This window comes from Nonomuraea sp. ZG12 (assembly GCF_052068115.1).
Lineage (GTDB): Bacteria > Actinomycetota > Actinomycetes > Streptosporangiales > Streptosporangiaceae > Nonomuraea.
The window spans coordinates 29,630-56,169 of sequence record NZ_JBQHCW010000019.1; the positions used below are offsets into that span (position 1 = coordinate 29,630).

Consider the following 26,540-nt stretch of genomic DNA (forward strand, 5'->3'; position numbering starts at 1 on the left):
CTCATGACCGCTCTCGCCAAACTCACCTCCGTCGAAATCAAGCTGTTGGTCAGGGAGCCGGGGGCGATGTTCGCGCTCCTCATCCCGCTGTTCATCCTGGTGGTCTTCGGCAGCTCGATCGAGCCGGGAGACACCGTGCTCGTGCCGATGTCGCTGGCCATCGCCGTAGGGCTGGTGGGGCTCTACCTGATGCCCACTACCCTGGCGACCTATCGCGAAAGGGGCATCCTGCGCAGGCTTTCCACCACCCCGGTACGTCCCGGCAGCATGCTGGTGGTGCAGTTGATCCTGCAGCTCGTCCTCGTGGTGGCCGCCTGCGGGCTGCTCCTGACGGTCGCCGGCACCGTGCTGGGCGCCCGTCTGCCCGGCGCGGCACTGCCGGCCGTGGTGACCTTCCTGCTCGGCACGGCGGCGATGTTCGCGGTCGGCCTGCTCATCGCGGCCCTGGCCCCCAACGGGCGGGCCGCCAACGGGATCGGCGTCCTGCTGTACTTCCCGATGGCCTTCCTCGCCGGCCTGATGCAGCCCGTTGACCAGATGCCCACTATCTTGGCGTCAATCGGCCGATACACCCCTCTGGGGGCATTCAGGCAAGCGTTGCAGGACGTCTGGGCGGGTAGTTCGCCCAGCCTCCTCCTGTGGGGGGTTCTGGCCGCGTACGCGGTGATCATGAGTGTCGCCGCCGCCAGACTTTTCCGATGGGAGTGAAAAGGTGACCTCGGTGAACGGGCATCTGGACCTGTGGGAGAGGCGTCTCGCGCGTCAGATGGCCGCCGCGCCGTACGTCCTGCTGGTCTTCTCCGCCGGGCTCGTCTGGGTCACCGGGGAGCAGGCGTGGAGCCACCGCTTCACCACGCTCGGCCTGACTCTGCTGGCCGCGGCCTGGATCTGGGTGATGTCGCGGGGCGACAGGAAGGGTCTCTACGTCGCCGGGTTGGTGATTCTCATCGCGGTGCTCAGCACGCGGGGGATGTGGTTCGCGAGCTTCTTCGGCTTCACCGGGTTCTTCCATTCGTCGCAGTACCTGCGGGGGAAGGCCCGACTCGCCGGGATCACCGCCACGGCGGCGATCAGCGTCATGGCCTACAACGGCAAGCCGCCCGAGCTCACCCCGTACGGGATCCTCACCTTTCTGTTCTTCACGGTCGCCATCGTGCTGGCGGTCAGCCTGTTCAGTTTCGTCGGCGAGATCACGGCCGAGCGCAGCGCCGAGCGGAGCCGGATGGTGATCCAGCTTGAGGAAGCGATGCGGGAGAACGCGGGCCTGCACGCCCAGTTGCTGGTCCAGGCGCGGGAGGCGGGCGTGCTCGACGAACGCCAGCGCATGGCGGCCGAGATCCACGACACCCTCGCCCAGGGGCTGACCGGCATCATCACCCAGCTCCAGGCGGCGGAGCAGGCCGAAGACTGGCGGCGCAACGTGGGCAACGCCGTCCGGCTGGCCCGCGAGAGCCTCGCCGAGGCCCGGCGCTCGGTGCACGCGGTCGGCCCCGGCCAACTGGAAGCCGCGCCCCTGCCCGAGGCGCTGGAGGCCGTCGTCGCCCAATGGTCGGAGCTCAACGCGACCCGTGCTGATTTCACCACAACTGGTACGGTCCGTCCCATGCATCCGGAGGTCGAGGAGACGTTGCTCCGCACAGCTCAGGAAGCCCTGGCCAACGCCGCCAAGCACGCCGGCGCCCGCCGGGTCGGACTGACCCTGTCGTACATGGACGACATGGTCACCCTGGACGTGTGTGACGACGGCGCCGGATTCGACCCCGAACGCGTCACCGACGGCGGCGGCTTCGGCCTGACGTCGATGCGCAAGCGCGTGAGCCGCCTGGCCGGCACCCTGGAGATCGAGTCGGAGCCCGGAGGCGGCACCGCGATCTCCGCGAGCGTGCCCGCGATCGCGCGGGAGACCGTACATGGCTGAGACGCCCATCCGGTTGCTGATAGCCGACGATCACCCCATCGTGCGCGACGGCATCCGCGGCATGTTCGCCGGCGACCCGGACTTCGACGTGCTCGGCGAGGCCGCCGACGGCGCGCAGGCCGTCGAACTCGCGCGGGCGCTGAACCCCGACGTGATCCTCATGGACCTGCGCATGCCCGTCATGGACGGCGTCGCCGCCATCACGGAGCTCGCCAGGCTGGGCCTCCCCGCCCGGGTCCTGGTCCTCACCACGTACGACACCGACAAGGACGTCCTGCCCGCCATCGAGGCAGGTGCCACCGGCTACCTCCTGAAGGACACCGGACGCGAAGATCTCGTACGGTCGGTCCGCACGGCGGCACGGGGCGAGGCCGTGCTCTCCCCATCGGTCGCCACCCGCCTCCTCGGCCAGGTACGCGCTCCCGCCGATTCGCTGAGCGCGCGCGAACTGGAGGTACTCCGCCTCATCGCGCAGGGCTCCACCAACCGCGAGGCGGCCCGCAGCCTGTTCATCAGCGAGGCCACGGTCAAGAGCCACGTGCTGCACATCTACGCGAAACTCGGCGTGAACGACCGAGCGGCGGCCGTCGCCGTGGCCTTCCGGCGCGGCCTGCTCACCCTGGAGAACGACTGACCCGGCGCGTCGCGGGGAACGGCGTCACAAGGACGAATGGTCACCCAGTGCCACAGGGGGTGTAGAGCATGACCCAGTGGTCCCTTTCGGGGTCGTGCAACATCTCGATGTCGAAGTCCAGCCACCCCCGGGTCGGGTGATGCACGCGTTTCGCCGCCGACCGTAGTGCTCCGACCTCGCCTTGCTCCCAGTAGCCACGGAAGGCGGCGCTGGTCGCCGACAGCTCCTCGAACAGGGACCGCAGGTACCCATCATCCGGATATCGGCCCAGGGCCGAGCGGAGTTCGGCCGTGGCCACCCGGGCAAGCTGGTCGGCCCCTTCATCGCCGAGGACCTCGCACAGCGCGGTAGCGGTGAAGCATTGATGGACGATGTTGCGTCCGTACCGCCCACTGCCCGAGAGCGGCCCAAGGAGGTACGCGGCGGCGGCGTTGCGTGCCAACAGGTCCAGGCGCCCGTCGTGAACGGTGACCGGCATGGTGTCCTCAAGGCTGCGCAGCAGTCGCAGGAGTCCTGGCCGGATCTCGGTGCCGGGCGCGTGGATCTCGGGGGGCAGCTCACCAGCGAGCCGATACAGGTGATCTCGCTCGGCGCCCGAGAGCTCGAACGCTCGCGCCAGCGCCGCAAGGATTTCGCGCGACGGACGCGGCGCCCGGCCCTGCTCAAGGCGGGTGTAGTAGTCAACGGAGATCCCGGCGATCTCGGACAGTTCCTGGCGCCGCAGTCCCGGAACCCTCCGGTGTGACGTCCGCCCGTTGCCCGGCCGGTCCGGGGGCGGCATCGCAGCTCGCCGACGACGCAGAAACCCGCCGAAGTCCACCCGATCATTTTTCGGCACAGTGCCATTGTGCCGTCTGCCGTCGGCTGCGGAGCTCACGTGCCTGGTCCTGCCGGTACCAGGCTCGACGAGGTCTTCCTCACCTACGTCAGGTCCCGCAGAGTCGTCGAGGACCACGAGGCACAGCGCCGCCCGGACCGACCACCTGGCGGTCCTCGCGCCCGCACCCCACATGGAGTCAGCACATGAGCGCAGCCACCCGGACCATCGTCATGACCGGCGCCACCCGAGGCATCGGTCTCGAAGCAGCGCAGGACGTACTCCGCCGCAGCCCCGAGACCCATCTGGTGATCCTCGCGCGAGGAACCTCCGGCGCCAGAGCACTGCCTCGCCTGCGAGAGGTCTCCCCGCACGTTTCGCTGATCGACACGGATCTTGCGAGCAAGGCGAGCGTCGAAGCAGCCGCTGCACAGGTGGAGGACCTGCTCGAGGCGGGAGATCTCCCCCCGCTGCGAAGCATCGTCTGCAACGCCGGCGTCCACCTCTCCAACGCCCTCACCACGAGCGTCGACGGATACGAGTTGACCTTCGCGGTCAACGTCATCGCGACCCACCTGCTGCTCAGGCGGCTACACCTCCACCTCCAGTGTCCGGCGCGCGTCGTCGTCACGGTCAGTGACGCCCACTTCGGCGACCTCCGGCACACGGGTGGCACGATGCCGGCGCCTCACTGGGCAGGTCCGGAAACCGTCTCCAGACCGGGCGCGTTCGACCGCCCCGCACGCATCAGGGCGGGCCGCCGTGCGTACACCACGAGCAAGCTGGGCGGCATCCATCTGGTCCACGAGTGGGCCCGTCGCCTGCCCGACGGCATCGACATCGTCTCCTACAACCCGAGCCTGGTGTCGGGCACCGGACTCGCGCGGGACGCCGGACGGAGGCTTCAGTTCGCGATGACATGGATCGTCCCGCTGTTCCTGGCCACACCTCTCGTCGACACCCCGCGGGTCGCAGGCCGCAAGCTCGCTGACACCATCCTTGGCCTCACACCCGCTCCCACCGGCGCCTACATCCACCGCACCCGGGCCACAAGGTCGTCCGCCGAGTCCTACGACGCCGGACGTGAGAAGATCCTTTGGGACTGGCTGGAACAGGTGTAGCGCGCAGCCGAGTCCGCGGTCCGGTGACTGTGTACGCCCCCCGGCGGGCCCGGCTGAAGGCTCCTCTCACTGCTTGTCGGCCGGCCAGGCTGCCAGCGCGGTATCGGCGACCGCTTCCAGCTCGGTGCGGGTCGCGCCGTCGCATGCCTGCTGGGACATGCCCTGCAGGACGGTGGCGAAGAACCGGCCCAACGCCGCAGCCTGGGTGTCGGCGGCAAGCCGACCGGCGTCGATGTCGGCCTGGATCTTGGCCTGGACGTCCCGGACGGTCTGGTTGCGGTGGCCGCGCAGCCGCTCGGCGATGCCGGCGGTCTTGGCGCTGACGTTGGTCGCGGCGGTGATCACCAGGCAGCCGGGCGGATGAGAAGGATCGGTGTACTCGGCGGCGGCCTCGTACAACATCCGGGCGACCGCCTGGCGGGCGGTGGATTCCTTGGCGAGCGCGCGGTTGGAGAAGTCGCCGTACGTGCGTCCGTAGGTCTGCACGACCTCCTCGAACAGCGACTCCTTGTCGCCGAAGGCCGCGTACAGGCTGGGGGCGCCGATGCCGGTGACCTGGGTGAGCTTGGGAAAGGAGGTCATCTCGTAGCCGTGCTCCCAGAACTGGCGCAAGATCACCTGCAGCACGGCCTCCCGGTCGAACTCGCGGGGACGTCCTCGTCGGTGGGTGGCCATGCCCTCATTCTATGACGGTCTTTACAGAATCTGCTACGGTCCCTTTCTGTAAAGACCTTTAGAGAAGCGGAGACGGCGATGACCGCACACCCCACAACCCCCGAGCCCACTGCGTCCTCCACGCCCGAAGGCCCTAAATCCACCGGGCTGGCCGGCAAGACGGCGCTGGTGACCGGGGCCACCCGGGGCATCGGCCGGGCGATCGCGCAGCGGCTCGGTCGCGACGGCGCCAACGTGGTGGTCAACTACCGAGCGGCCCGGCAGGGGGCCGCCGACCAGGCGGACCAGATTGTCGACGAGATCGCCCGCACGGGTGGCCGCGCGGTCGCGGCTCCGGGCGACGTGGGCCGGGCCGCCGATGTGGCGGGCCTGTTCGACGCGGCCGAGCGCGAGTTCGGAGGCGTCGACATCCTGGTCAACAACGCCGCGATGTTCGCGGGGGCGCCGATCGAGTATCTGCCCGAGGAGGTGTTCGACGCCCTGGTCACCACCAACCTCAAGAGCGTCTACCTCACCGGGCAGCAGGCGGCCTCCCGGCTGCGCGAGCAAGGCCGCGTCATCAACGTCTCCGCCGGCATTCCCAACGGCGCGGTGGCCTTCATGGGCGCGTACGGTGCCACCAAGGCCGGCGTGGAGATGCTGACCCGGTCATTGGCACACCAGCTCGGCCCACGGAAGATCACCGTCAACGCCATCGCTCCCGGCCCCACCGACACCGAGATGCTCGCCGAGGAAGCGCGTGCGATGGTCGAGCAGATCATCGGCTCCACACCGCTGGGCCGCCTCGGCCTGCCGACCGACCTGGCCGATGTGGTCGCCCTGCTGGCCTCCGACGACGCCCGCTGGATCACCGGCCAGGTCATCGGCGTCAACGGCGGCTTCGAGTGAGCCTGAGAACGGGCGACCAATCCGCGGGCCGGGGGCGGAAACGGGGAGCTGAGGCGGAGACCCCGGCACAGGCTCGGGCAGGAAGGAGCCCCTGGACGACGTTCTCGGTCCTGGCGCTGATCGAGTTCATGACCGTGCTCGACACCTCGGTCGTCAACGTCGCCCTGCCGTCGATCCAGCACGACCTGGGATTCTCCACCGGCGGGCTGGCCTGGGTGGTCGACGGCTACCTGCTCGGGCTGGCCGGGTTCCTCCTGCTGGCCGGCCGGGCCGCCGACCTGGTGGGCCGACGCCGGCTGTTCATCACCGGAACGGTGCTGTTCACGGTGGCGTCGCTGGGCTGCGCGATGGCCGCCAGCGACTGGCAACTGGTCACCGCGCGGCTGGCCCAGGGACTGGGCAGTGCCCTGGTGATTCCCTCGGCGCTGGCGCTGATCACCGACCTGTTCCCCGAAGGCCCCCACCGCGCCCGGGCGTTCGGCATCTTCACCGGCATGGGCGGCGTCGCCGCGGCGGCCGGGGTGCTGCTCGGCGGCCTGCTGACCTCGGTCGGCTGGCCCTGGATATTCCTGGTCAACGTCCCTGTCGGCGTGGCCGTGGTCGCCGTCGGGCTGCGTACACTCCCGGCTACCCGGCCCCAGGCGAGCGGGGGCCTGGATCTGATCGGCGCCCTCACCGGCACCGCCGGTGTCACTGCGCTGACCTACGCCGTCACCCAGGGCCCCGCTCAGGGCTGGACCTCCGGCCCGATGCTGGTCGTCCTGCCCCTGGCGGTGATACTGCTGGCCGCCTTCGGCATACGCCAGCGCACCGCCCGCGCCCCCCTGCTGCCCACCGAACTGCTGCGCCGGCGGGATCTGGTACTGAGCAACGCCATCATCGCCCTGGTGGGAGCGGTGATGATCGGCACGTTCTTCCTGATCACCCTGTACCTGCAGCAGGTACGCGGCTACACCCCCCTGATGACCGGGGTGATCTACCTGCCGATCCCGCTGGCGATGCTGGCGGGCACCCAGCTTGCCCCCAGACTCCTCCGCCGGGGGCCCCGCAACGCGCTGCTGGTCGGCCTGGCGATCCAGGCGGCCGGGCTGGCCTGGTGGGCCACCGCGGTCGGCTCGGACGACCAGTTGGTCACCGAGTTCCTCGCTCCTACCGCGCTGTGGTCGCTCGGCGCCGGCATCGCCCTCGTCAGCGCCTTCGCGGCCTGCACCGCAGGGGTCACCGGCCCGATCGCCGGAGCAGCCTCCGGCATGGCCACTACCAACCAGTACGTAGGCGGCGCCATCGGCCTGGCAGCGCTGGTCGCCATCGCCACCACCGGCCAGACCGCCGCACAGGTCTCCGGCTACTCCCCGGCCCTGGCCACCGCTGCAGGTGCCGCCCTCGCCGCCGCCCTCCTGACCCGACTCATCCGCCCCCCGATGACACACCCGCGAGAATGACATGCGCAGCACCAGCGGAATCCTGCTCATGCGACCCCTTCTGCCCTGCTGCGAGTCTCCGGTGAGATCCGGCCCGCCCGGTGTCTCGCCGATGGCGCCACATCCACCAGCCTGACAACCACCCAGGCCTTCCCGACCACCTGCTCCGCAGCGACCAAACCAGGACGAACCCGATTCGGAAACCCTTGAAACGGCGAGATCCCGCCTGATCGCGATGATCAGACGGGATCCCATCAACTTCAGTCCAGCCAGTTCACGTACGACCCCTTGTGGGGTCTTCATACCGCGCAGGCCTGCGGCGCCGCGCGCATCATGCGCCAGATCGATGAGGCGAGAGCGCGGCTTCAGACCCCCGGTGATGTCCATGAATAGGTCCGACCTGGGACGGTCGACCGCGCACCTACACCGACCAACAACCCTCCCCTTTCGCCCACCCTGCACGCGAGCTCGGCTACGGACTCGCACCCGACGCTGCGCGGGGATCACGTCGTGGCCTGGATGCCGGACCTCAAACCCCGGTGTCCGGTGACGGAGGCGGGGTTCAAGCACAAGAAGTTCGCCATCCACGGGTGGCGAGCCGACCGGGAAGGAGGTGACACCAAGACCCGCAAGTCCCGGCGCACGCTGGAACTCCCCAAGCTGGCCGCTGAGCGCTCCGGCAGCACCACACCCGCCAGACCGCCCACAAGCTCCGGGCCGGCGAGCCTGGCAACGCCATGATCGTTTCCTGGCCGAGCTTCCGGGGGTTCAGCGTGCTGCGTCGGGCATGCGGACCGTTATGTACGGATGTGGTTGCTCCAGCCACTCGCTGGTCAACCTTGCTCCTGTGGTCTGGTCGATGACCGCGAGCATGGCGGCTCGCCAGTCGTAGTCCTCGTCGCGTTCCTCGAACTCGACAAAGAAGTCCGTCATCGCCTGCAGTTGCGGCCATTGGCCGATGCCGGCATGGTCTTCCGGGCGCCCGGGGCCGAACGCGTCGATCGTCAGGATGAGCTCGCCTCCGGTCGCGAAACTCAGCCGGTTGTGGGCGTTGACGTTCCACCAGGCGCTGTAGACCCGGGCTTCCTGACTGAGTCGCCGGAGCACGGCCGGGGTTGATCCGAGGTAGTCGCCCTCCACGAGCATGGCGGCGGATCCGCACCAATCGGCGAACACGGGATTGTCGGTGTCGTAGGGGAGTATGACGGCTCTGGGCAGCGCCGGCTCATGGAGCCGGTGTGGCGCAGAGCCGCTGAGCCGGGCGGCGAGCTGGTTCAGAAGGAGCGCTTGTCCGCTGTCTGGGACCACTACGGTCCAGCACATGGCCACGTCGAGCCATGGCTGGCTGAAGCGGAGTTGCCGGTAGTGCTCGCGCAGGTCGGCAGTCGGGGGCTGTCCGGTGTTCACGCATTACTCCTTCGGCTTCCCGTAGGACGGCTGCCAACGCACCGACTTCAGCGGCAACGACCTGTGCCGCCGCCTTGGGCAACACCACGCGCGCCAGCTCGTCCGACGACATCTCGGTCCGCGCTGATCCCGCCTCTCGGCCGAAGTCTGCCTCACGCATGCGTTCGGTTGGTCCAGGAAGACGCGACGTCCTCGGGAACACGATCCTGGGGCGGCGCGCTCAGGATCGCCCGGGACCAATGATCACCATGGCCATCGCCGCCGGCACGAGCGCGGCGATGGCCGACAAACGCGGCTGCTCGTCGACTCATGCTCCCAGGGTGGTCTGGGCGGCCGGTTGGTGGCGGGGCGCGGCAAGGTCGTGGGCGGAGCGGGCCAGCCAGATCATGATCAGGACGCTCGAGACCACGCCGAGAGCCTCGACGGCGCTTCCCTCGTCCGGAAGCGGCAATGCCGCCAGTACCACAAAGATCGGCGTCACCAGGGCGGCGATACCGTACGCGACGGTCGTCTTCCCCCAGCGGTCGTCGTACCCTTGAGCCCGCAGGACCAGCACCGTCCAGGCCAGGCCGGCCAGGCCGCAGATCGGCTCCGCCCCGTCCAGGACGGGCCAGCCGACGAGGTCGAGTACGCCGATGACGGTGAAACCGCCGTACCCCAGCACCCCCGCACCCCGCGTGTACGGCCGGTCCCCGCCCAACACCCGCATGAACAACAACACGACCACCCACATCGCCGCAGAATCGATCACCGTCGCATCCGCCCAGGTCAACGACGCGGTGGCGTGGAGCAACCACATCGTAGCCGTCGCGGCGTAGAGCGCCACGCGCAACCGCACGGTGTTCCGGTCCTGCTGAGGCGGCGGCCCCGCCAACGGCCCGCGCAGGATCTGCCAGATCCCCCATGCCCAGGACAGCCCGGCCAGGAGCAGAAGGAGCAGGTTCTGCCCTGTCGCCGTGACACCTTCGGTCACGGTCGCGAACAGCGTCAGCATCCACAACGGGCCGAGGTCGCCAGAGATCAGGGCGACGACGGTGGCGACCGTCAGCGCGGCGCCGTACAAACCGGTGACCAGCAGGGCGGGCAGGGCTGAACGGTGACGACGTAACACGGGACGCTTCCTGAGGGTTCGGAGGGGATGGCAGCGAACGCCTCACCCTACAATCGATCATGAGGAGTGGCGCCAGGCGGAGGGTGCGCGTCCGCGGGCGCATTTGAGCGCCATGCCGCTCTCGCGTCCAGGTCGGCCATCTCTCTACGCTGACCTCGTGACGTGGCGTTCTGTGTCATGGCCAGCGTTTTGATCGCCATCCTGCGCTTCCGTGTCAGCGGGCCCGCTGACTTTCGCCGACTCCGCCTGGCCTCTCAGCGACCGGTATGACCATCGGAGAACGCCGCCCTCTTACGGCAACGACTGCGGCCCCAGCCCGAAGTTGTCGGTCCCGTACATCATGATCGGCGGTCAAAGATCCCATACGTCCCCCAAGGAGTGTCATGGTCGTCAACGATGGAATCGGATGGTCCGGCATCGGCTGGGAGGGCTGGACGAACCTCAGCCTGATCCGCACCCGGCTCGACGCGGGCGCCGATCCCAACACGGGCGTGTACTTCCATGAACGGCCGCTGCACGCGGCCGCCGAACGCGGTTCACCCGAGGTGGTCGCGGAGCTGTCCCGGCGCGTCGACGACGTCGATGCTGAACACGAGGGCCGTACCGCCCTCTGGGAAGCCGTCTTCAACAACCGCCCCGACAACGCCCGCAGCCTGGTCGCCGCCGGAGCCGACCCGTGGCGGCCGATGATGGACGGCTGGTCCCCCGGACGACTCAGCCTGGCCACCCCCACCCCTGATCTGTTCACTCTTCCTGCCGGCGAGGCTGACCTGTCCGCCGCCGAGACCGCCGCCGTGGCCGAGGCCAGGCATCTGATCACCGCGCTGGGCCGCTTGGAGCATGACGGCTTCAGCGTCGCCTGTGTGGCCGGCATCGCCGCCGCCGAGGCGGCCCGGCGACTGGAGGCCATACCGGCCGATGACGACGACATCGAAGAGGTCATGGATGATCCCTTCTCGGACCTCGATGGCAGTCTGGCCATCATCGGCATCACGGACGTGCCCGGCGGATGCGTCGTTTTCCAGCCGTGGGGATACAACGCGTCCACCCCCGGCGTCATGGAGCGCTTGTCGGTCAGCACTGTCTGCTACGGAATGTACGCCAACCCCAAGAGCGGCAATCAGGGAGCCGTCGCCCGCGACGGCGTCATCGAGGAATGGGACACCCACCCCGGCGGGGGCGGGGTCTCGGCCGACGAACCCGCGGAGGCCATCCTCGCCGCTTACCTCTACCACCGCCAAGCCGTGGCCTACTGCTTCGCCGGTGCAAGCCTGCGACCGACCGACGCCAGATCGATCACAGATCAACCTGACGTGTGGCTCACGCTGCCCGACAGAGACTGGTGGAGCTAATCAGCGGCATGACGAAAGGCCCGGCTCCATGTTCTGGAACCGGGCCTTCCCACCTGCTGGGGCGTTCACGAACAGGGCTGGCCTGGGGCGCAAGAGGGGTTACCCGGTGGTGCGGTCGGATGACCGCGAGGCAGGCGGCTCTCCAGTCGTAGTCGTCGAGGTCGTCTTCGTCCTCGTCCTCGTCGAGGCCCTCGGACAAGGGCTCGGCGAAGAAGTCCGTCACCGCCTGCAGCTCGGGCCATCAGGCCAGACCGACATGGTGTTCCTGCCGCCCGGGGAGTGCGTCGATCGCCAGGAGGTGCTCGCCTGATCTCTCCCCCACCAGCGGCCTGACACCACTCGGACCTTCCCAGACACCCGCTCCACGGTCCCCAAACCAGGACGAACCAGATTCGGAAACCCCTGAAACGACAAGATCCCGCCTGATCGCCCTGATCAGACGGGATCCCGTCAACTTCAGTCCGGCCGTCTCAAGAACGGCCCTGGGTGGGGTGTTCACGAATAGGGCTGGCCTGGGGTGTAAGGATGGCCGAGAAGATCGCTTCCCGAAGGGGGAATGATCGTTTCCCGGGCCATTTTGGGCATCGCCTCGATGGCCCTCTACAGCTCCAGAAGCTGGGGGCGGGCGTCAGGGCGACCGTAGGAAAGAATGCGGCGCAGCCCACGCCGAAGCTGTTCGACGGACTGCTCGTCTGTATCGAGAATCGCCTCAATCTCGGGCTCGTCTAGCCCGAGCGCCTCCAGTGCGTCGAGGTCGAAGACAACGCGCAGCACGTTGGCTTGCAGAGTCAGTTCCTGGACGGCCCCGTAGGCGGTGCCCTGGTCCGCGGTGACAACGCAGTAGGTGTCCATGCTCAAGGCGATGTCTTGGTCATCCGGCTCATAGGTGCAGCACTGGAAGGTGAGCACCATGCCGTCGCCCTTCTCGGTTTCGCTGACACCGGCGGAGATGCACTCATCCTCGGGGTGTTCCCAGGCTCCGGCGATCTGAGCGGTGAATCTGATCGTCATGGTGGGAGGGTAGCTGCGCACGGGAGAGCGCCGAGTGTGGCTGAGCAGTGATGATGACGCCCTACCAAAGATCGCTTCCCAGGCTTCGCCTGATCGTTTCCCAGCCAGGTTTCCAGGCATTCAGCGTGCGGCGTCGGACAAGCTGACCGTCATGTACGGATGCGCCTGTTCCAGCCAGTCGCCGGTCAACCTTGCTCCTGTGGTCTGGTCAATGACCGCGAGCCAGGCGGCGATCCAGTCGTAGTCTTCGTCACGTTCTTCGAAGTCGACGAAGAAGTCCGTCATCGCCTGCAACTCAGGCCATTGGTCGATGCCGGGATAGTCTTCCGGATCCCCAGGGAAGATCGCGTCGACCGCCAAGATGAGCTCGCCACCGGCCGCGAAGCTCAGCCGATTGTGGAGGTTGACGTTCCACCAAGCGCTGTAGACCCGAGCTCCCTGGCTGAGCCGCTGAAGCACCGAGGGGACTGATCCGAGGTAGTCCATCTCCCAGAGCATGGCGGCGGAACCGCACCAATCAACGAACACGGGATAGGCGTCCCCGCTGACAGGCCCGGCCGCCTGGAATGATGCCGGCTCATGAAGCTGGTACGGTGCGCCCCCGCCGAGCCTGGCGGCGATCTCGTCGAGGTTGAATGCATGTCCGCTATCCGGCACCACCACCGTCCAGCACGTCGCCTCATCCAGCCATGGGTGGCTTGAACGGAGTTGGCGGTAGTGCTCGCGCAAGCCGGTGGTCGGCGGTTCACCAGGATTCATGCATGGCTCCTTCGCTCCGTCGGACGGATCTTCGAGATCCTTACAGGCTGAACGGATCTTGCAGACTTTGGGGTCAGCGATGCCATTGCCGCCTACAGTTTGGAGTTGCCGCCATGCGTTAAGTGATGGTGGTGTCTGGGATTGCCGTGAGGGAGGCCATGGTGACGTCACTGCTGGCAAAGCTAGAGCGGGCCGAGGAGTCTGCACGGCAGCAATGCGCTGAGCTGTCCGGGCAGATGGAGGAGCTGCAGGAGCGGCTGGCCGTGGCGGAGCGTCGCCTGGAACGGTTGTCCATCGCGCGTGAGGAGTTGACCGCGCTGGAGGCGGCCGACGGGCCTGCTGAAGTGGAGGCCAGGAAGGTCGCTGGCACCCATCCTCAGGGGGCGGGCGACACCACGCCGGGAACTGCTCGGCACGCGGAGGTTCCCCAGGAGCGTCCGGTACTGCGGGGGCTGCGCAAGGACGCGGTGGTGCTGCTGGCCAGTTCCGACAAGCCGTTGCGGGCGCGGGATGTGGTGCGGGCGCTGGGACAGCAGGATGTCCGCGGTCAGGTGGAGGGGATGCGCGCGCGGCTCAAGCGGCTGGTGGACGATGGCTGGCTGGCCGAGCGGGAGCAGGGCCTGTTCACGATCGGGGCCGGGGTGAACGGGTTCGCCGGTGAAGGGAGCGCCGCCACGAGCTGAGTACGGCTTGCCGGTCTGGTGACTGGGTCAAAAGTGGTGCCGCCGAGTTACAGCTCGACGGCACCGGGTTGCGTGAGCGCCCAACAGGTCCTAACTCTTTGAAGGCTCGCGCCTTCCGAGCGTAACGCGATAGGTGATCGCTTGGAGGCTGTCGAGCCAAATGACGGCCGCTCCTGCCCGGGTGTCCGGGTTGTCGGGGCGGCGGAGAGAAGGCTCGACCATGCCGTCGAGGTCATCACAGCGTCTTACTCCGGGCTCGGCGTCGTCATCGGGGCGTCGGGGTCCCCTGCGGCCACAGTCGGACCGCGAGCGCGGTCTCCAGCAGGGCGATGGTGGCCACGTCCGGCCAGGACCTGCCGGCCAGCAGGTCGGCGATGGACTGGCGGTTGACGCCGGAGGAGGCGGCCAGAGCACGCAGGCTCAGGCGACGTTCGGCCAGGACGCCGGCCAGACCGGCGGCGATCTGCTGGACGACGGCCGCGGCGGGATGGCAGGCCAGGTCCGCGTGGGGCCAGGCCTGCGGGTCCTCGGCCAACTCCCGGGGGGCGGCCGATCGCGCGCGTCCTCCGACCATGACAAATCACTTCTTTCGGTGGATGTTGTCGCTCTGCGTAACGGCTGCTTGTCCTGCCACTATGGATGGGGTGTGACCCTCGATCCCGTGACCTCGGCGAAGATCACCGGCTACCGGCCGCAGCATGCTCCGCCGGAGTGGGACCGCATCTGCGGGCATGTGCGCATGTTGGTCGCCGCCAGCGCCGACCGCTCCCCCTACCGCATCGAGCGGCTGCTCACCGCTACCACCCGCTTGGCCGTGTGGTGTCACCGCTCCGGCCTGCCGGATGACCCGGAAGTGTGGCTGCGGCACGAGACGATCGACGCGTTCGTCCTGACCGGCTGCACCGACCTGGCCCCGAGTTCGGCGCAGACCTACCGCAGCTGGCTGCGGCACATGCGCGCCACGCTGGCCTGGCTGGAACGCGGCGAACAGACGCCGCCGCCGATGACAGCCCCAAGACGGTCAGCCCGCCGTACTCGCCGGCCCAGCTCGGCCGCCTGCGCGGCTGGGCCGAACGCCTGCCCGGCCAGGCCAGAGGCGACGCGCTGGCGCTGATGGCGCTCGCCTTCGGCTGCGGGCTGACCTCTGGGGAGGTGGCCGCCGTCCGCCCCGTGCATCTGCGCCGCCTGACCTGCGGCGCGGTCGTGGTTGCCGTCCCCGGCACGCAGCGGTTGATCGTCTGCCGCGCAGCCTGGGAGGACGTCCTGGCCCGCGCCACCAACCAGCCGGGCGACCGGTTCGTGTTCCGGCCCGGGCGCGCCGCCCGGCACGCCAAGAACCTGTTCAGCTCCTGGACGGCCCGCCACCGGCCGACCGGCGGTCTGCCCGCCCTGTCGGTGCGTCGGCTGCGCTCTTCCTGGATCATCGAGCTGCTGAGCGCGCGAATCGATCTGGGCGTAGTGGCTGCCGCAGCCGGGATGAGCGCCTCCGCGCTGGCCCGCTACACCCATTTCGTCCCCGCCTTGGACGAACCTACCGCGGTCGCGCTGCTGCGCGGCCGCGCCAGGTGAGTACGGCGAAGCCACGCGCCTGGCCGCCGCGCACCACCCGAGCCCGAGCCGCCCGGCCCCGGCCTCCCGCCAAGCAGACAGCACAGATCCCCGACGCCGTCATCAGCCACTACGCCCGGCTGCTGGACGACGCCGGCATCATGCCGCTGATCGATGCCGAACTCGGCCTGCGCCCCGGACCGGCGGGAGTGCCGATCCGGGCAGTGCTCGCCTGCCTCATGGTGTCGATCCACCACACCGGCAAAGCCACTCTGGCCGAAGCCTGGCGGCTGGCCGCCTTCTGCCTGTCTCCGAACGCCCGTGAGCATCTGGGACTGGACGCCGACCCGCCATCCGCCGACGATGCGCACGCCTGCCTGGCCGACAACCGGCGTTTCTACCGCGCCTTCGACCGGCTCACCAGCCTGCTGGACCCGGCCCGGCACGATCGCCGCACCCGCCTGCACCAGCACGAGGCCGACCTGCTCGCCACTGCCTGGGAAGACACCGATCCCGACCACGCCCGCAAGCGGGACCTGCTGCAAAAGGTCGTCACCGCACTCGTGCTCACCCCGGTCCGCTGGGGCAAAGGCCGCGGCTACCTGGCAGAGTTTGGCGGCGACGTCGGCATCGACACCACCGCCGCCCCGGTCTTCGCCCGCCCACCCCGCACGCGCCGCTCCACTGGAGAACTGTTCGCCTCCACCGAGATCACCGCAGGCTGGCACCACTCGGCCGGCAACGGCCCGCCCGAGTACGGCTACAGCGCCACTCTCACCGTCGCCGCCCGCACCCGCTCGGTTCTCGGCTCCTTCCCGCAACTGGCGCTCGGCCTGGTCCTCGACACCCCGCACAAACGCATCGGCGCCAACGCCATCACCACTCTGCGCCCACTGGCCAAGCTCGGCCTGCCCGCCGCTTTCGCGGTCGTCGACCGCGCCTACACCGACCAGCAACCCGCCCACTTCGCCCAACCCGCACGCCAACTCGGCTATCGGCTCGCACTCGACTACAAAGTGGACCAGCGAGGAGTGCAGGGCAGCGCCCACGGCGCCCTGCTCATCGACGGCTCCCTGGCCTGCCCGCTGATGCCCGACCGGCTCGCCCACGCCACCACCGGCCTGGACGACGCCGCCATCCGCACCCCGACGGAAGAACTCACCGCGCTGATCACCGCGCGAGAGCCGTACTTGCTGCGACTCAAACAGAGCGCGAACGCAGACGGCAACATCCGCTTCCAATGCCCAGCAGCAGGCACTTCCCCGTCGGTCACCTGCCCCCGCTTCGACCACCTCCACCGGCGCGGGCCCAGCCGGCCCACCGTGGTCGACCTGACTGACGCCCGGCAACGAGCCGCCCACCCCGCGGCCAAACCCCGCGTCTTGCCCCCGGCCTCCGACCACAAGAGCGGCGAACTGCCGAAGATCTGCCACCAGCACACCATCACCCTGCACGCCGGCGACCTCGGCCACCTCGACAAGTTCCGCCAGGATCTGCCCTACCTCAGCCCTTCGTGGCGGGGGACGTACTCCGCTGCCAGGGCGATGACGGAGGGGCTGAACGGCCGTCTCAAAGGCCACGACCTCGACCTGAGCGATCCGAAGAACCGGCTCGCCCACGGCCGCGTCGCCCAGACCATCCTGCTCGCGCTGCTCGTCGCCGTCGCTAACGACCACTTCCTCGACGCCTGGCGCCACACCCACCAGCCCCCAGACGAGCCCGACACATCCGCCGAGGCCTCCGAGATCCCAGCAGAGCACCTCGACCGCTCGCCACTCACGGGCCGGAGCCGGCCACCACCCATTCCATAACGCGCAATTCAGATCACCTTGTCGCAGCACCCAGCCCGGAGTCGGCCTCGCCATGCCCAGCGACGCAAACCCAGTCCTCCACCAGCGACCAGACACCACCCGGGCCTTCCCGAACACCCGCTCCGCAGCTTCCAAACCAGGACGAACCCGATTCGGAAACCCCTGAAACGACAAGATCCCGCCTGATCGCGATGATCAGACGGGATCCCGTCAACTTCAGTCCAGCCGTTTCAAGAACGGCCCCTTGTGGAGATGAGGGGATTCGAACCCCTGACCCCTTCGATGCGAACGAAGTGCGCTACCGGACTGCGCTACATCCCCAAGGACTCGACCAGGTTAGCAAACTTTCAGGGGTCCCCGCGCCACACTTACCCGTCGCCCACCGCTCGCCTGGGCGGTTCGGCGTACTGGTCGAAGAGGACGTCCCCCTGCCGGGCCGCGAATTCGATGATCTCCGCCTCCGCCTGCGCCGCCATCTCCACCGCGCGCCGCTGTGCGCGCACGCGCCGCGCCCGCTCGCGCGCCTGTACGGCCCGCTGCCGCCGTTCGCGGTCCACCTGTACGGCGATCCGCAGGAACACCATGTAGCCGAGCATGATGCCGCAGGCCGGCGCGACGGCCCACCAGGGGATCACCCGCACGGCGGCCGTCACCACGGTGGCCACCACGAGCAGGCCGGTGAAGAAGAGCAGCCGGCGGCGGCGGGCGACGATGATGGCTCGCCGTCTGGCCCGGAACTGGCGCGGGTCGACGCGCTCGTACTCCGCCGGTGCGGTCTCGAACTCCTGCGTGCCGTCCGCCTCGGCGAGGTCGGGGAGCTGGTGCTCGCCGGTGTAGTGTTCCTCGAGTTCGGCCAGTTCGGCGAGGTTTGTCTTGTCCCTGCGCAGCCACATCGGGATCAGGACACACAGCCACATGACGACGATGGCGAGGTAGAGGAAGGCGCCGCTCATGGGCACCTCCGGGCAGCACGAAAGCGCCTCTGTGCTTCTGGCGCCTTCAATGTGCTCACGTCACGCACCGTAAGACCGTGTGTCACTAGTTGACGAGCATTCGATGCGGTGTGTCGCGAGATCGTCAAACCTCTTCTACTGGAGACCCGCCGTGAGCTGCTGCCTCACGAGCGCGACGCCACTGCACGAGCAGCCCGCCAGGAACGTCCTCAACGGTCAACGCATAACAGATGTGGTCGCGCCAGGCTCCATCGATGTGGAGTTGACGACGCCGAATGCCTTCTTCCCTGAATCCGAGTTTCTCAACCACCCTACGGCTGGCCTGGTTCTCGGGTCGGATGTTCGCCTCCAGCCGGTGCAATCCCGTGGTGAAGAAACAATGGTCGACCGCCAGGGCGAGGGCGGTGGGGGTGATGCCCCGACCCGCGAGCGCGCCGTCGATCCAGTAGCCGACCTGTGCGGAGCGGGCCGAGCCCCAGACCATCGCGCCGATGGTCAGCTGTCCCGCGAAGCGACCACCGTACGTGACCACCCAGGGCAGGGCGAGGCCCTGCCTGGCCTCGCGGCGCAGCGTGCCGACCATGGAGATGTACGGTCCGAGTCCGGTTTTGAACAAGGGCGTTTCGGGGTTGCTGGGCTCCCAGGGGCGTAGCCAGTCGGCGTTGCGCACCCGGGTGTCGCGCCATGCGCGCACATCCCCCAGCCGGAGCGGCCGGAGGCCGACCGGACCTTCGCTCAGCGTCGCAGGCCAGCCGCGTAGTCGATCCACATCTCTCATCATCCCCCTATCACGCCCGATGCCGCCACGGGTCGATTCCGGTCACTTCGTGCACTCGGGAATCAGTGGGGATCAACGGGGGTGGTCGCCGCCGCGAATCTGGTCGACGGCGTGCTGGAGGATCGGGGCGAGCACGGCGACGCCGTCGCGTACGCCGCCGCTGGATCCGGGCAGGTTGACGATCAGGGTGGCACCCGCCTGACCGGCGAGGCCGCGGGAGAGGATCGAGGCGGGGACCTTGTCGCGGTTGGCCGAGCGGATGGTCTCCGCGATGCCGGGAATTTCCCGGGTGATGACTCGGGCGGTCATCTCGGGCGTCAGGTCGGTGGGGGTCAGCCCGGTGCCGCCCGTGGTCACGATCACGTCGTAGCCTCCGGCGACCCCGTCGCGCAGCGCGCCTTCCACGGGCTCGCCGTCGGGCACCACGACGGGGCCGTCGACCGTACAGCCCGCCTCGCCGAGCAGCGTCACCAGCAGCTGTCCGGATTTATCCTCGTAAATCCCGGCGGATGCCCGGTTCGACGCCGTGACCACCAGCGCCCGGATCATGGCCGCGTCCAGAGGCCGGTCTTGCCGCCGGTCTTCTCCTCGACCCGCACATCGCTGATCACCGCGGCCGGGTCGACGGCCTTGACCATGTCGATCAGCGCCAGCGCCGCGACCGTGACGGCCGTCAGCGCCTCCATCTCCACACCCGTCCGGTCGGCGGTCTTGACTCGGCAGGTGATGCCCACGCCCCAGTCCTCGACGTCCAGCGTCACCTTCACCCCGTGCAGGGCGATGGGATGGCAGAGCGGGATGAGGTCAGGTGTCCGCTTCGCCCCCATGATGCCGGCGATCCGCGCCACCCCCAGGGCGTCGCCCTTGGGCACCTCGCCGGAGCGCAGCAGCTCGACGACCTCGCCGGTCAGCAGCACCCGCCCGGTGGCGGTGGCGGTGCGCGCGCTGACGTCCTTGGCCGATACGTCGACCATCCGCGCGGCCCCGGTCTCGTCCAGATGGGTGAACTCACTCACAGCCTGATCACCTGTACTTTCTCGCCGGCCGGCACGTCGGTGACGTCCTCGGGCACCACGATCAGGGCGTTCGCCGAGGCCAGGGCGGCGAGCTGGTGGGAGCCCTGCCCGCGCAGGGGCGTCACCTCGCCGCCGTCGTCGAGCTGCCCGCGCAGGAACGACCGCCTGCCCGCGGGCGAGCGCAACGCTCCGGCGACCCGGGCGGTGACCGTCTCGGCCTGCCTGGTGGGCAGCCCACGCATCCTGCCGAGCGCAGGCCGTACAAAGAGCATGAAAGAGACGAACGACGAGACCGGATTGCCGGGCAGCGCGAAGACCGGCACCTGGTCGTCGCCCACGACGCCGAAGCCCTGAGGCATGCCGGGCTGCATGGCGACCTTCTCGAAGCGTACGGTGCCGAGAGGCGCGAGGGCCTCCTTGACCGGCTCGTAGGCGCCCATGGAGACGCCGCCGCTGGTGATGACGGCGTCGGCCCTGAGGAGCTGGGCGTCGAGCTGCTCCAGGAAGGCGGCCGGGTCGTCGCCCACGGTCGGCGCGCGGAAGGCGTCGGCGCCCGCTTCGAGGGCGGCGGCGGTCAGCGTGAAGCTGTTGGAGTCCCAGATCTGCCCGTGGCCGAGCGGAAGTCCGGGCTCGACCAGCTCGGCGCCGGTGGCGAGCACGACGACGCGCGGCCGGGGACGAGCCAGGACGCGGCGGCGGCCCACCCCGGCGATGATGCCGAGCTGCGCGGGACGGATCACCGTGCCGGCCTCCAGCACGACCGCGCCGGACGGCACGTCCTCGCCCGCGTGCCGGATGGCGTTGCCGGCCTCGACCACGCGGTCGATCCGGACCGAGGCCGTGCCGCCGTCGGTCCACTCCACCGGCACCACCGCGTCAGCGCCCGCGGGCAGTGGGCCACCGGTCATGATCCGCATCGTGTGACCGGGGCCGATGGCACGTAGCTCGCCGGAGCCCGCGGCCACGTCGTCGATCACCGGAAGGGTGATCGGCACCTGCGTGATGTCGACCGACCGTACGGCATAGCCGTCCATGGCGGAGTTGTTGAACGGCGGCAGCGGCACCGGGGAGGTGATCTGCTCGGCCAGTGTCGCGCCGAGAGCCTGCTCCAGCTCCAGCTCAAGCGGCGCGAGCGGGCGCACCGTGGCCAGGATGTCGGCCAGGTGCGCGTCAACTGATTTCATCGAGGAACTCTCGCAACCAGGGCAGGAAGTCGGGCGCGAGGTCCGGCCGGTCCGCCGCGAACTTCACCACCGTGCGCAGATAGTCGAGCTTGTCGCCGGTGTCGTAGCGACGGCCGCGGAACAGCACACCGTGCACCTGCCCGCCCTCCGCCGCGCTCTGCCCGGCCAGCGTGCGCAGCGCGTCGGTGAGCTGGATCTCGCCGCCACGGCCCGGCGGGGTGTTCTCCAGCACCTCGAACACCGCAGGGTCGATGACATAACGGCCGATGATCGCCCAGTTGGAGGGCGCCTCGTCCACCGGCGGCTTCTCCACCAGGTCGGTCACCCGCACCACGTCGTCCTCGCCGGTCGCCTCGATCGTGGCCACGCCGTACAGGGAGACCTGCTCCTTGGGGACCTCCATCAGGGCGATCACGCTGCCGCCGTACATGTTGCGCACCTCGATCATGCGCTGCAGGAGCGGGTCGCGCCGGTCGATGAGGTCGTCGCCGAGCAGGCACGCGAACGGATGGTCGCCGACGTGGTGCTTGGCACAGAGGACCGCGTGGCCGAGCCCCTTGGGCTCGCCCTGCCGTACGTAGTGCAGGGTCGCCAGGGCGGCCGGCTCGCGGACCTGGGAGAGCCGGTGCTCGTCGCCCTTCGCCTCGAGCACTTCCTCCAGCTCGAACGCGCGGTCGAAGTGATCCTCGATCGACCGCTTGTTCTTGCCCGTCACCATCAGCAGGTCGAGCAGCCCGGCGGAGGCGGCCTCCTCGACGACATACTGGATGGCGGGCTTGTCGACGATGGGCAGCATCTCTTTGGGTGTCGCCTTGGTCGCCGGAAGGAACCGGGTGCCCAGACCCGCGGCGGGCACGACGGCTTTCGTCACAGGGTCGAAGTCAGCCATGAGTAGACCCTAGTGGAGGTACCTGTGGACAAGCTGAACCTGCGCCGTGAGCTGATTTCGGCGCGCGCCTCACTCACACCCCAGCAACTGCGCTCGAACGCCACCAATATCCGTGAAACGCTCCTCGACCAGCCATGGGCGCAGATGGCCGGGCTCGTCGCCTGCTACTGGTCCATCGGCACCGAGCCGGAGACGCACGGGCTGGTGTTCGCCCTGTGGAAGCACGGGGCCACCGTGATGCTGCCGGTCCTGCGGGAGGACAATGATCTCGACTGGGCGGTGTACGACGGTCCCGACACGCTCGCGCCCGGCCGGTCCGGCCTGATGGAGCCGGTGGACACGCGGCGTGGGATCGACGCGATCCGCACGGCGGCGCTGGTGATCGTCCCCGCGCTGGCCGTGGACAGAGTGACCGGGGTACGCCTCGGCCGGGGCGGCGGCTCCTACGACCGCGCGCTGAGCCGGGTGGGGCCGAACGTGCCCACGGTCGCGCTGCTGCACGACGGCGAGCTCAGGGACGACGTGCCGGCCGAGCCGCATGACAGGCCGATCCGCTTTGCGGTCACACCATCGGGACTCATTAGTCTTAAGTGACCACACACACATAGAGGGGGCCAGATGACGCTTGATGTCTGGCTCCTTCTTGGTGCCGCGATCGTCATCGCGGCCATCGTCTCGGTACGGGTGGCGCATCGCAGCGGTCTGCCGAGTCTGCTGTTGTTCCTGGGACTCGGTCTCGTCCTGGGCGATTCCGTGGCCGGCATCCCGTTCAGCGATCCGGGGATCGCGAAGGAGATCGGCTTCCTCGCGCTGGCGATCATCCTGGCCGAGGGCGGCCTGACCACGAACTGGACCCACGTACGTGGATCGGTCCCCATTGCGCTGATCTTGGCCACCTTCGGCGTCGCGGTCAGCATCGCGGCGGTGGCACTGCCGGTGCACTTCCTGCTGGGCGTCGACGTCACCACCGCGCTGATCCTGGGGGCCGTGCTGGCCCCCACCGACGCGGCCGCGGTGTTCTCCGTGCTGCGCAGGCTGCCGCTGCCGCCCAAGCTGGCGGGCATCCTGGAGGCCGAGTCCGGGTTCAACGACGCGCCCACGGTGATCGCCGTGGTGCTGCTGAGCAGCGCCTCCCACGCGGTGCCGAGCGTCGGCGTCTTCCTGCTGGAGACGACGGTCGAGCTGCTGATCGGCGCCGCCGTCGGCCTCGCCGTGGGCCCCGCCGGAGCGTACGCGCTGCGCCGCCTCGCCCTGCCGGCCTCCGGCCTCTATCCGATCGCCGTGCTCGCGCTGACCATGGTCTCCTACGCCGGGGCCGTGCTGCTGCACGGTTCGGGGTTCCTGGCGATCTACCTGACCGCCCTGATCCTGGGCAATTCGCGACTGCCGCACCGGGCGGCGACCCGAGGGTTCGCGGAGGGCTCGGCGTGGCTGGCGCAGATCGGGCTGTTCGTGATGCTCGGCATGCTGGCCAGCCCGAAGGAGATGCCGTCGTCGATCCTGCCCGGCCTGATCACCGGGACGATCCTCGTGCTGGTGGCGCGGCCGCTGACGGTCCTGGCCAGCTCACTGGTCGCCCAGCTGGCGCGGCTGGGCACGGTGAGCCTGCGCGAGCAGGCGTTCCTGTCCTGGGCGGGGTTGCGCGGCGCCATCCCGGTCGTGCTGGCGACCATCCCATGGGCGGCCGGGGTCGACGGCTCGAAGGACATCTTCAACCAGGTCTTCGTGATCGTCATCGTGTTCACGCTGCTCCAGGGGCCGACGCTGCCCCTGGTGGCCCGGCTGCTCAGGGTGACCGCCCCCGGCGAGGCGCACGATCTGGAGGTGGAGGCCGCGCCGCTCGAAGAGCTGAACGCCGACCTGCTGCAGGTCAGGGTTCCTCCCGGCTCCCAGCTGCACGGCGTGGAGATCTTCGAGCTGCGGCTGCCGCCCGGGGCCCAGGTGACGCTGATCGTCCGCGAACGAAAGTCGTTCGTGCCGTCGCACAACACGAGGATCAGGTCGGACGACCAGCTCCTGATCGTGACCACGGTGGCCTACCGCGACCAGGTCGAACACCGTCTGCGCGCCGTCAGCCGCCGCGGGAAACTGGCCGGATGGTACGGCGAGCGGGGACTGGAATAGGAGTTTGGACGCATCAGTTACCATTAGCAGTCGCATCACTCGAGTGCCAAAAGCCTTTAGGAGGAGCGCGTGCCGACCTACCAGTACGCCTGCAACGACTGCGGTGAGCAGCTCGAGGTCGTCCAGAAGTTCAGCGACGACACGTTGACCGTATGTCCGAGCTGCGAGGGAAACCTGCGCAAGGTGTTCTCTGCCGTCGGCATCGTGTTCAAGGGGTCGGGCTTTTACCGCACCGACAACCGCTCGTCGTCGACCTCTTCGGCTCCCTCCAGCAAGCCCGCCGAGACCGGCTCATCGTCGTCCAGCGACAGCAAGCCCGCCGAGAGCAGCAAGCCTGCCGCCTCGACGCCGGCTCCCGCCGCCGCCGCCAACTAGCGAGGCCGGTCCCCCAGCGCCCCGAGCAGCTCCGGAGCGATCCTGTCGAGGAGCTGCTCGAGCTGTGGATCAGGCCCCCAGTCGGCCACCAGCCGGCTGAGCGCCTCGCGCGAGCTGCGCAGCAGCCGCAGCGCGGCCTCCTGGCCGCGCGTGGTGAGCCGTAGGTGGTCGCCGTCCCGTGACCGCTCGACGAAGCCGTCGTCGATGAGCCGGTCGACGTACGGCCTGCCGTGGCTCCTGCTGACCTGCGCGCGCTCGGCCAGCGACTGGGCCGAGACCCAGTCCTCGCCGCCCAGCCTGGCGATGATCCACACCCCTTCGGGCGACATGCCCTCCAGCCCCGCCAGGTCGCCCATCCGCGTGTAGTACCCCTTACGCAGGTTGGCGTCGGCGAGCCGGACGAGGCCTCGCTCGACCTCCGCCAGCGACGACCGCTCTGCGGACGTGGCGCCCAGCCCTTCGCCGATGTCGGCGGCCTTGGTGGTCTGCCGCAGCCGCTGCTGCGGAATGAACCAGGTCAGGACGAACGCGGCCAGCATGATGGGCGCCGCCACCCGGAACACGGTGGCGACGGAGTCGGCGTACACATGCAGGAACTCCGCGGCCAGATCGGACGGCAGCCGCTGGATGACCGTGGGGTCCTGCTGGACGGTCGCCGGATCGAAGCCCGCCGGCAGCGTCGTCCTGGTGAGCACCTCGCTGACGTCGGCGGCGAGGCGCCCGGTGAAGACCGCCCCGAGCGTCGCCACCCCGAACGAGCCGCCGATCGACCGGAAGAACGTGGCGCCCGAGGTGGCGACGCCGAGATCCTTGAAGTCGACGGCGTTCTGCACCACGATCACCAGCACCTGCATGGTCATGCCCAGGCCCACTCCGAGCACCAGCAGGTAGGCGCCCAGGGCCGCCAGGCTGCTGAACTCGGTGAGCGTGGACAGCAGGAACATGCCCACGGTCGCGAACGCCGTGCCGGCGATGGGGAAATAGCGGTATTTGCCGGTCTTGGAAATGACCTGCCCGCTGATGACGGACATCGTCAGCATGCCCGCCATCATCGGCAGCAGGTACACCCCGGACAGCGTGGCGCTCACCCCGTGCACGATCTGCAGGTAGAGCGGGAGATAGGTGAGCGCGCCGAACATGCCGAACCCCACCACGAACCCGACGATCGACGACATCGTGAACGCCCTGGTCCGGAAGAGCTCCAGCGGCAGCACCGGCTCCCGCGCCCGCCGCGCCACGATCACCCACCCGGCCAGCATCGCCACGGCCGCCACGGCGAGCCCGGCGATCACCGGATCGCGCCACGGATAGACCGTGCCGCCCCAGGTGGCGATCAGCACCAGGCATGAGGTGGCGCCACCGAGCAGCACCACGCCGGCGTAGTCGATCCGGTGACTGGTGTGGGTCCTGTCGCCCGGCAGCACCGCGACGATCACGAACAACGCGACCGCCCCCAGGGGCAGGTTGACGTAGAACACCCAGTGCCACGACAGATGGTCGACGAACAGACCGCCGAGCAGCGGCCCGACGATGCTGGAGACGGCGAACACAGCACCGAAGTAGCCTTGGTACTTACCCCGGTCGCGGGCCGACACGACGTCGCCGACGATGGCCTGCGCCAGCACCATCAGCCCGCCGCCGCCGAGCCCCTGGATCCCCCGGAAGACGATGAGCTGCGCCATGCTCTGGCTGAGCCCGCACAGCGCCGAACCGGCCAGGAAGATGACGATCGCGGCCAGGAACAGGTTTTTGCGGCCGTACTGGTCGCCGAGCTTGCCCCACAGCGGGGTGGAGACCGTGGAGGCCAGGATGTAGGCCGTCACCACCCACGACAGGTGCGCCAGGCCGCCGAGGTCGCTGACGATGGTCGGCAGCGCCGTCGACACGATGGTCTGGTCGAGCGCGGCCAGCAGCATGCCGAGCATGAGCGCGATGATGATGAGCCCAAGACCCCGATGCCGCATGCGCCGATCATACTCTCTGTGCCGGAACGATCACTTTACGGAGTGAGGGTTGTCCACAGGCTGAAAAGTCGTTATCCACAGAACTCCGCTCGGCCCCTCCT

Annotated in this window: 30 protein-coding genes and 1 tRNA gene; 16 read left to right on the forward strand and 15 right to left on the reverse strand. The window is 69.0% G+C overall.

Annotated features, from left to right (window positions below):
- The first annotated feature begins 3 nt into the window (after positions 1-3).
- The 3 genes from ACTMTF_RS35745 to ACTMTF_RS35755 are packed head-to-tail and all read left to right on the forward strand — an operon-like array spanning position 4 to position 2,552.
- Complete coding sequence (locus ACTMTF_RS35745) at positions 4-708, forward strand: ABC transporter permease (protein ID WP_397012150.1); 705 nt, start codon at positions 4-6, stop codon at positions 706-708.
- Positions 709-721: 13 nt separating this feature from the next.
- Positions 722-1,918 (forward strand): sensor histidine kinase, encoded by a 1,197-nt coding sequence (locus tag ACTMTF_RS35750; protein ID WP_441114621.1) that lies wholly within the window; start codon positions 722-724, stop codon positions 1,916-1,918.
- Positions 1,911-2,552: a response regulator gene (locus ACTMTF_RS35755; RefSeq protein ID WP_397012154.1), complete on the forward strand. Its 642-nt coding sequence runs from the start codon at positions 1,911-1,913 to the stop codon at positions 2,550-2,552. The genes ACTMTF_RS35750 and ACTMTF_RS35755 overlap by 8 nt, the downstream gene beginning before the upstream one ends.
- 40 nt (positions 2,553-2,592) lie before the next feature.
- Here the strand turns inward: ACTMTF_RS35755 and ACTMTF_RS35760 are convergent, their stop codons facing one another.
- A complete protein-coding gene (locus tag ACTMTF_RS35760) occupies positions 2,593-3,372 on the reverse strand; it encodes a helix-turn-helix transcriptional regulator (protein ID WP_441114622.1) in 780 nt (259 codons plus the stop codon).
- 203 nt (positions 3,373-3,575) lie between these two features.
- On the opposite strand from ACTMTF_RS35760, the gene ACTMTF_RS35765 reads away from it, so the two are divergent.
- Positions 3,576-4,490, forward strand: coding sequence for an SDR family NAD(P)-dependent oxidoreductase (locus ACTMTF_RS35765; protein WP_441114623.1), 915 nt, complete (start codon positions 3,576-3,578; stop codon positions 4,488-4,490).
- A 66-nt stretch (positions 4,491-4,556) separates the two neighbouring features.
- Here ACTMTF_RS35765 and ACTMTF_RS35770 read toward each other — a convergent pair whose 3' ends face one another.
- A complete protein-coding gene (locus ACTMTF_RS35770) occupies positions 4,557-5,165 on the reverse strand; it encodes a TetR/AcrR family transcriptional regulator (protein WP_441114624.1) in 609 nt (202 codons plus the stop codon).
- A 78-nt stretch (positions 5,166-5,243) separates the two neighbouring features.
- On the opposite strand from ACTMTF_RS35770, the gene ACTMTF_RS35775 reads away from it, so the two are divergent.
- From ACTMTF_RS35775 to ACTMTF_RS35785, 3 genes are all read left to right on the forward strand, one after another.
- Positions 5,244-6,053: an SDR family oxidoreductase gene (locus tag ACTMTF_RS35775; RefSeq protein WP_441114625.1), complete on the forward strand. Its 810-nt coding sequence runs from the start codon at positions 5,244-5,246 to the stop codon at positions 6,051-6,053.
- A complete protein-coding gene (locus ACTMTF_RS35780) occupies positions 6,050-7,495 on the forward strand; it encodes an MFS transporter (RefSeq protein WP_441114626.1) in 1,446 nt (481 codons plus the stop codon). The genes ACTMTF_RS35775 and ACTMTF_RS35780 overlap by 4 nt, the downstream gene beginning before the upstream one ends.
- 489 nt (positions 7,496-7,984) lie before the next feature.
- On the forward strand, positions 7,985-8,215 hold the full coding sequence (locus ACTMTF_RS35785; protein ID WP_441114627.1) for a hypothetical protein: 231 nt from the start codon (positions 7,985-7,987) through the stop codon (positions 8,213-8,215).
- A 27-nt stretch (positions 8,216-8,242) separates the two neighbouring features.
- Here ACTMTF_RS35785 and ACTMTF_RS35790 read toward each other — a convergent pair whose 3' ends face one another.
- On the reverse strand, positions 8,243-8,881 hold the full coding sequence (locus ACTMTF_RS35790; protein ID WP_441114628.1) for a DUF6461 domain-containing protein: 639 nt from the start codon (positions 8,879-8,881) through the stop codon (positions 8,243-8,245).
- A 307-nt stretch (positions 8,882-9,188) separates the two neighbouring features.
- Positions 9,189-9,992 carry a hypothetical protein gene (locus ACTMTF_RS35795; protein WP_441114629.1) on the reverse strand — a complete coding sequence of 268 codons (804 nt, stop codon included), beginning with the start codon at positions 9,990-9,992 and terminating at the stop codon, positions 9,189-9,191.
- 383 nt (positions 9,993-10,375) lie between these two features.
- Between ACTMTF_RS35795 and ACTMTF_RS35800 the strand changes: the two genes are divergently transcribed.
- Complete coding sequence (locus tag ACTMTF_RS35800; RefSeq protein WP_441114630.1) at positions 10,376-11,344, forward strand: ankyrin repeat domain-containing protein; 969 nt, start codon at positions 10,376-10,378, stop codon at positions 11,342-11,344.
- A gap of 106 nt (positions 11,345-11,450) precedes the next feature.
- Positions 11,451-11,654, forward strand: coding sequence for a hypothetical protein (locus ACTMTF_RS35805; protein WP_441114631.1), 204 nt, complete (start codon positions 11,451-11,453; stop codon positions 11,652-11,654).
- A gap of 290 nt (positions 11,655-11,944) precedes the next feature.
- On the opposite strand, the gene ACTMTF_RS35810 is transcribed toward ACTMTF_RS35805, so the two are convergent.
- Together ACTMTF_RS35810 and ACTMTF_RS35815 are read right to left on the reverse strand one after the other, a co-directional pair.
- Positions 11,945-12,355 carry an Imm10 family immunity protein gene (locus tag ACTMTF_RS35810; RefSeq protein WP_441114632.1) on the reverse strand — a complete coding sequence of 137 codons (411 nt, stop codon included), beginning with the start codon at positions 12,353-12,355 and terminating at the stop codon, positions 11,945-11,947.
- Positions 12,356-12,475: 120 nt separating this feature from the next.
- On the reverse strand, positions 12,476-13,114 hold the full coding sequence (locus tag ACTMTF_RS35815) for a DUF6461 domain-containing protein (protein WP_441114633.1): 639 nt from the start codon (positions 13,112-13,114) through the stop codon (positions 12,476-12,478).
- Positions 13,115-13,272: 158 nt separating this feature from the next.
- Between ACTMTF_RS35815 and ACTMTF_RS35820 the strand changes: the two genes are divergently transcribed.
- On the forward strand, positions 13,273-13,797 hold the full coding sequence (locus ACTMTF_RS35820; RefSeq protein WP_441114634.1) for a hypothetical protein: 525 nt from the start codon (positions 13,273-13,275) through the stop codon (positions 13,795-13,797).
- A gap of 265 nt (positions 13,798-14,062) precedes the next feature.
- On the opposite strand, the gene ACTMTF_RS35825 is transcribed toward ACTMTF_RS35820, so the two are convergent.
- Positions 14,063-14,371, reverse strand: coding sequence for a helix-turn-helix domain-containing protein (locus tag ACTMTF_RS35825; RefSeq protein ID WP_441114635.1), 309 nt, complete (start codon positions 14,369-14,371; stop codon positions 14,063-14,065).
- Between the two features lie 72 nt (positions 14,372-14,443).
- Here ACTMTF_RS35825 and ACTMTF_RS35830 point away from each other — a divergent pair, with 72 nt between their 5' ends.
- From ACTMTF_RS35830 to ACTMTF_RS35840, 3 genes are read left to right on the forward strand one after another with little or no spacing between them, the layout of a single operon-like run.
- The gene (locus tag ACTMTF_RS35830; RefSeq protein WP_441114636.1) at positions 14,444-14,911 is read left to right on the forward strand and encodes a hypothetical protein; all 468 of its coding nucleotides are present in this window, start codon (positions 14,444-14,446) and stop codon (positions 14,909-14,911) included.
- Positions 14,911-15,366: a hypothetical protein gene (locus ACTMTF_RS35835; RefSeq protein WP_441114637.1), complete on the forward strand. Its 456-nt coding sequence runs from the start codon at positions 14,911-14,913 to the stop codon at positions 15,364-15,366. Before ACTMTF_RS35830 ends, ACTMTF_RS35835 begins: the two co-directional genes overlap by 1 nt.
- The gene (locus tag ACTMTF_RS35840) at positions 15,363-17,156 is read left to right on the forward strand and encodes a hypothetical protein (RefSeq protein ID WP_441114638.1); all 1,794 of its coding nucleotides are present in this window, start codon (positions 15,363-15,365) and stop codon (positions 17,154-17,156) included. Before ACTMTF_RS35835 ends, ACTMTF_RS35840 begins: the two co-directional genes overlap by 4 nt.
- A 247-nt stretch (positions 17,157-17,403) precedes the next feature.
- On the opposite strand, the gene ACTMTF_RS35845 is transcribed toward ACTMTF_RS35840, so the two are convergent.
- The 7 genes from ACTMTF_RS35845 to galU all read right to left on the reverse strand — a co-directional run bounded on the left by ACTMTF_RS35845 (position 17,404) and on the right by galU (position 21,976).
- Positions 17,404-17,477: transfer RNA gene (locus tag ACTMTF_RS35845), tRNA-Ala, on the reverse strand.
- 47 nt (positions 17,478-17,524) lie between these two features.
- Entirely contained in the window at positions 17,525-18,109 is a 585-nt protein-coding gene (sepX, locus tag ACTMTF_RS35850; RefSeq protein ID WP_441114639.1) for a divisome protein SepX/GlpR, read from the reverse strand.
- A 124-nt stretch (positions 18,110-18,233) separates the two neighbouring features.
- Positions 18,234-18,887 carry a GNAT family N-acetyltransferase gene (locus ACTMTF_RS35855; protein ID WP_397012250.1) on the reverse strand — a complete coding sequence of 218 codons (654 nt, stop codon included), beginning with the start codon at positions 18,885-18,887 and terminating at the stop codon, positions 18,234-18,236.
- 72 nt (positions 18,888-18,959) lie between these two features.
- Entirely contained in the window at positions 18,960-19,436 is a 477-nt protein-coding gene (locus tag ACTMTF_RS35860; RefSeq protein ID WP_397012161.1) for a molybdenum cofactor biosynthesis protein B, read from the reverse strand.
- Entirely contained in the window at positions 19,433-19,903 is a 471-nt protein-coding gene (moaC, locus tag ACTMTF_RS35865) for a cyclic pyranopterin monophosphate synthase MoaC (RefSeq protein ID WP_397012163.1), read from the reverse strand. The genes ACTMTF_RS35860 and moaC overlap by 4 nt, the downstream gene beginning before the upstream one ends.
- Positions 19,900-21,087 (reverse strand): molybdotransferase-like divisome protein Glp, encoded by a 1,188-nt coding sequence (gene glp, locus ACTMTF_RS35870; RefSeq protein ID WP_441114640.1) that lies wholly within the window; start codon positions 21,085-21,087, stop codon positions 19,900-19,902. The genes moaC and glp overlap by 4 nt, the downstream gene beginning before the upstream one ends.
- Positions 21,074-21,976: a UTP--glucose-1-phosphate uridylyltransferase GalU gene (galU, locus tag ACTMTF_RS35875; protein WP_397012167.1), complete on the reverse strand. Its 903-nt coding sequence runs from the start codon at positions 21,974-21,976 to the stop codon at positions 21,074-21,076. Before galU ends, glp begins: the two co-directional genes overlap by 14 nt.
- A 24-nt stretch (positions 21,977-22,000) precedes the next feature.
- Here galU and ACTMTF_RS35880 point away from each other — a divergent pair, with 24 nt between their 5' ends.
- The 3 genes from ACTMTF_RS35880 to ACTMTF_RS35890 all read left to right on the forward strand — a co-directional run bounded on the left by ACTMTF_RS35880 (position 22,001) and on the right by ACTMTF_RS35890 (position 24,475).
- Entirely contained in the window at positions 22,001-22,570 is a 570-nt protein-coding gene (locus ACTMTF_RS35880; RefSeq protein WP_441114641.1) for a 5-formyltetrahydrofolate cyclo-ligase, read from the forward strand.
- 24 nt (positions 22,571-22,594) lie between these two features.
- On the forward strand, positions 22,595-24,100 hold the full coding sequence (locus ACTMTF_RS35885; protein ID WP_441114642.1) for a potassium/proton antiporter: 1,506 nt from the start codon (positions 22,595-22,597) through the stop codon (positions 24,098-24,100).
- A 69-nt stretch (positions 24,101-24,169) separates the two neighbouring features.
- A complete protein-coding gene (locus ACTMTF_RS35890) occupies positions 24,170-24,475 on the forward strand; it encodes an FmdB family zinc ribbon protein (protein ID WP_397012173.1) in 306 nt (101 codons plus the stop codon).
- On the opposite strand, the gene ACTMTF_RS35895 is transcribed toward ACTMTF_RS35890, so the two are convergent.
- On the reverse strand, positions 24,472-26,439 hold the full coding sequence (locus ACTMTF_RS35895; protein WP_441114643.1) for an MFS transporter: 1,968 nt from the start codon (positions 26,437-26,439) through the stop codon (positions 24,472-24,474). The genes ACTMTF_RS35890 and ACTMTF_RS35895 overlap by 4 nt on opposite strands.
- Positions 26,440-26,540: the final 101 nt, after the last annotated feature.

Coding starts and splice junctions, on each gene's coding strand:
- ACTMTF_RS35885 (WP_441114642.1), top strand. CDS start 22,595: ATGACGCTTGATGTCTGGCTCCTTCTTGGTGCCGCGATCGTCATCGCG.
- ACTMTF_RS35755 (WP_397012154.1), top strand. CDS start 1,911: ATGGCTGAGACGCCCATCCGGTTGCTGATAGCCGACGATCACCCCATC.
- sepX (WP_441114639.1), bottom strand. CDS start 18,109: ATGAGCGGCGCCTTCCTCTACCTCGCCATCGTCGTCATGTGGCTGTGT.
- ACTMTF_RS35765 (WP_441114623.1), top strand. CDS start 3,576: ATGAGCGCAGCCACCCGGACCATCGTCATGACCGGCGCCACCCGAGGC.
- ACTMTF_RS35855 (WP_397012250.1), bottom strand. CDS start 18,887: ATGAGAGATGTGGATCGACTACGCGGCTGGCCTGCGACGCTGAGCGAA.
- galU (WP_397012167.1), bottom strand. CDS start 21,976: ATGGCTGACTTCGACCCTGTGACGAAAGCCGTCGTGCCCGCCGCGGGT.
- ACTMTF_RS35770 (WP_441114624.1), bottom strand. CDS start 5,165: ATGGCCACCCACCGACGAGGACGTCCCCGCGAGTTCGACCGGGAGGCC.
- ACTMTF_RS35835 (WP_441114637.1), top strand. CDS start 14,911: ATGGCGCTCGCCTTCGGCTGCGGGCTGACCTCTGGGGAGGTGGCCGCC.
- glp (WP_441114640.1), bottom strand. CDS start 21,087: ATGAAATCAGTTGACGCGCACCTGGCCGACATCCTGGCCACGGTGCGC.
- ACTMTF_RS35825 (WP_441114635.1), bottom strand. CDS start 14,371: ATGGTCGGAGGACGCGCGCGATCGGCCGCCCCCCGGGAGTTGGCCGAG.
- ACTMTF_RS35820 (WP_441114634.1), top strand. CDS start 13,273: ATGGTGACGTCACTGCTGGCAAAGCTAGAGCGGGCCGAGGAGTCTGCA.
- ACTMTF_RS35745 (WP_397012150.1), top strand. CDS start 4: ATGACCGCTCTCGCCAAACTCACCTCCGTCGAAATCAAGCTGTTGGTC.
- ACTMTF_RS35810 (WP_441114632.1), bottom strand. CDS start 12,355: ATGACGATCAGATTCACCGCTCAGATCGCCGGAGCCTGGGAACACCCC.
- ACTMTF_RS35775 (WP_441114625.1), top strand. CDS start 5,244: ATGACCGCACACCCCACAACCCCCGAGCCCACTGCGTCCTCCACGCCC.
- ACTMTF_RS35860 (WP_397012161.1), bottom strand. CDS start 19,436: ATGATCCGGGCGCTGGTGGTCACGGCGTCGAACCGGGCATCCGCCGGG.
- ACTMTF_RS35800 (WP_441114630.1), top strand. CDS start 10,376: ATGGTCGTCAACGATGGAATCGGATGGTCCGGCATCGGCTGGGAGGGC.
- ACTMTF_RS35815 (WP_441114633.1), bottom strand. CDS start 13,114: ATGAATCCTGGTGAACCGCCGACCACCGGCTTGCGCGAGCACTACCGC.
- ACTMTF_RS35895 (WP_441114643.1), bottom strand. CDS start 26,439: ATGCGGCATCGGGGTCTTGGGCTCATCATCATCGCGCTCATGCTCGGC.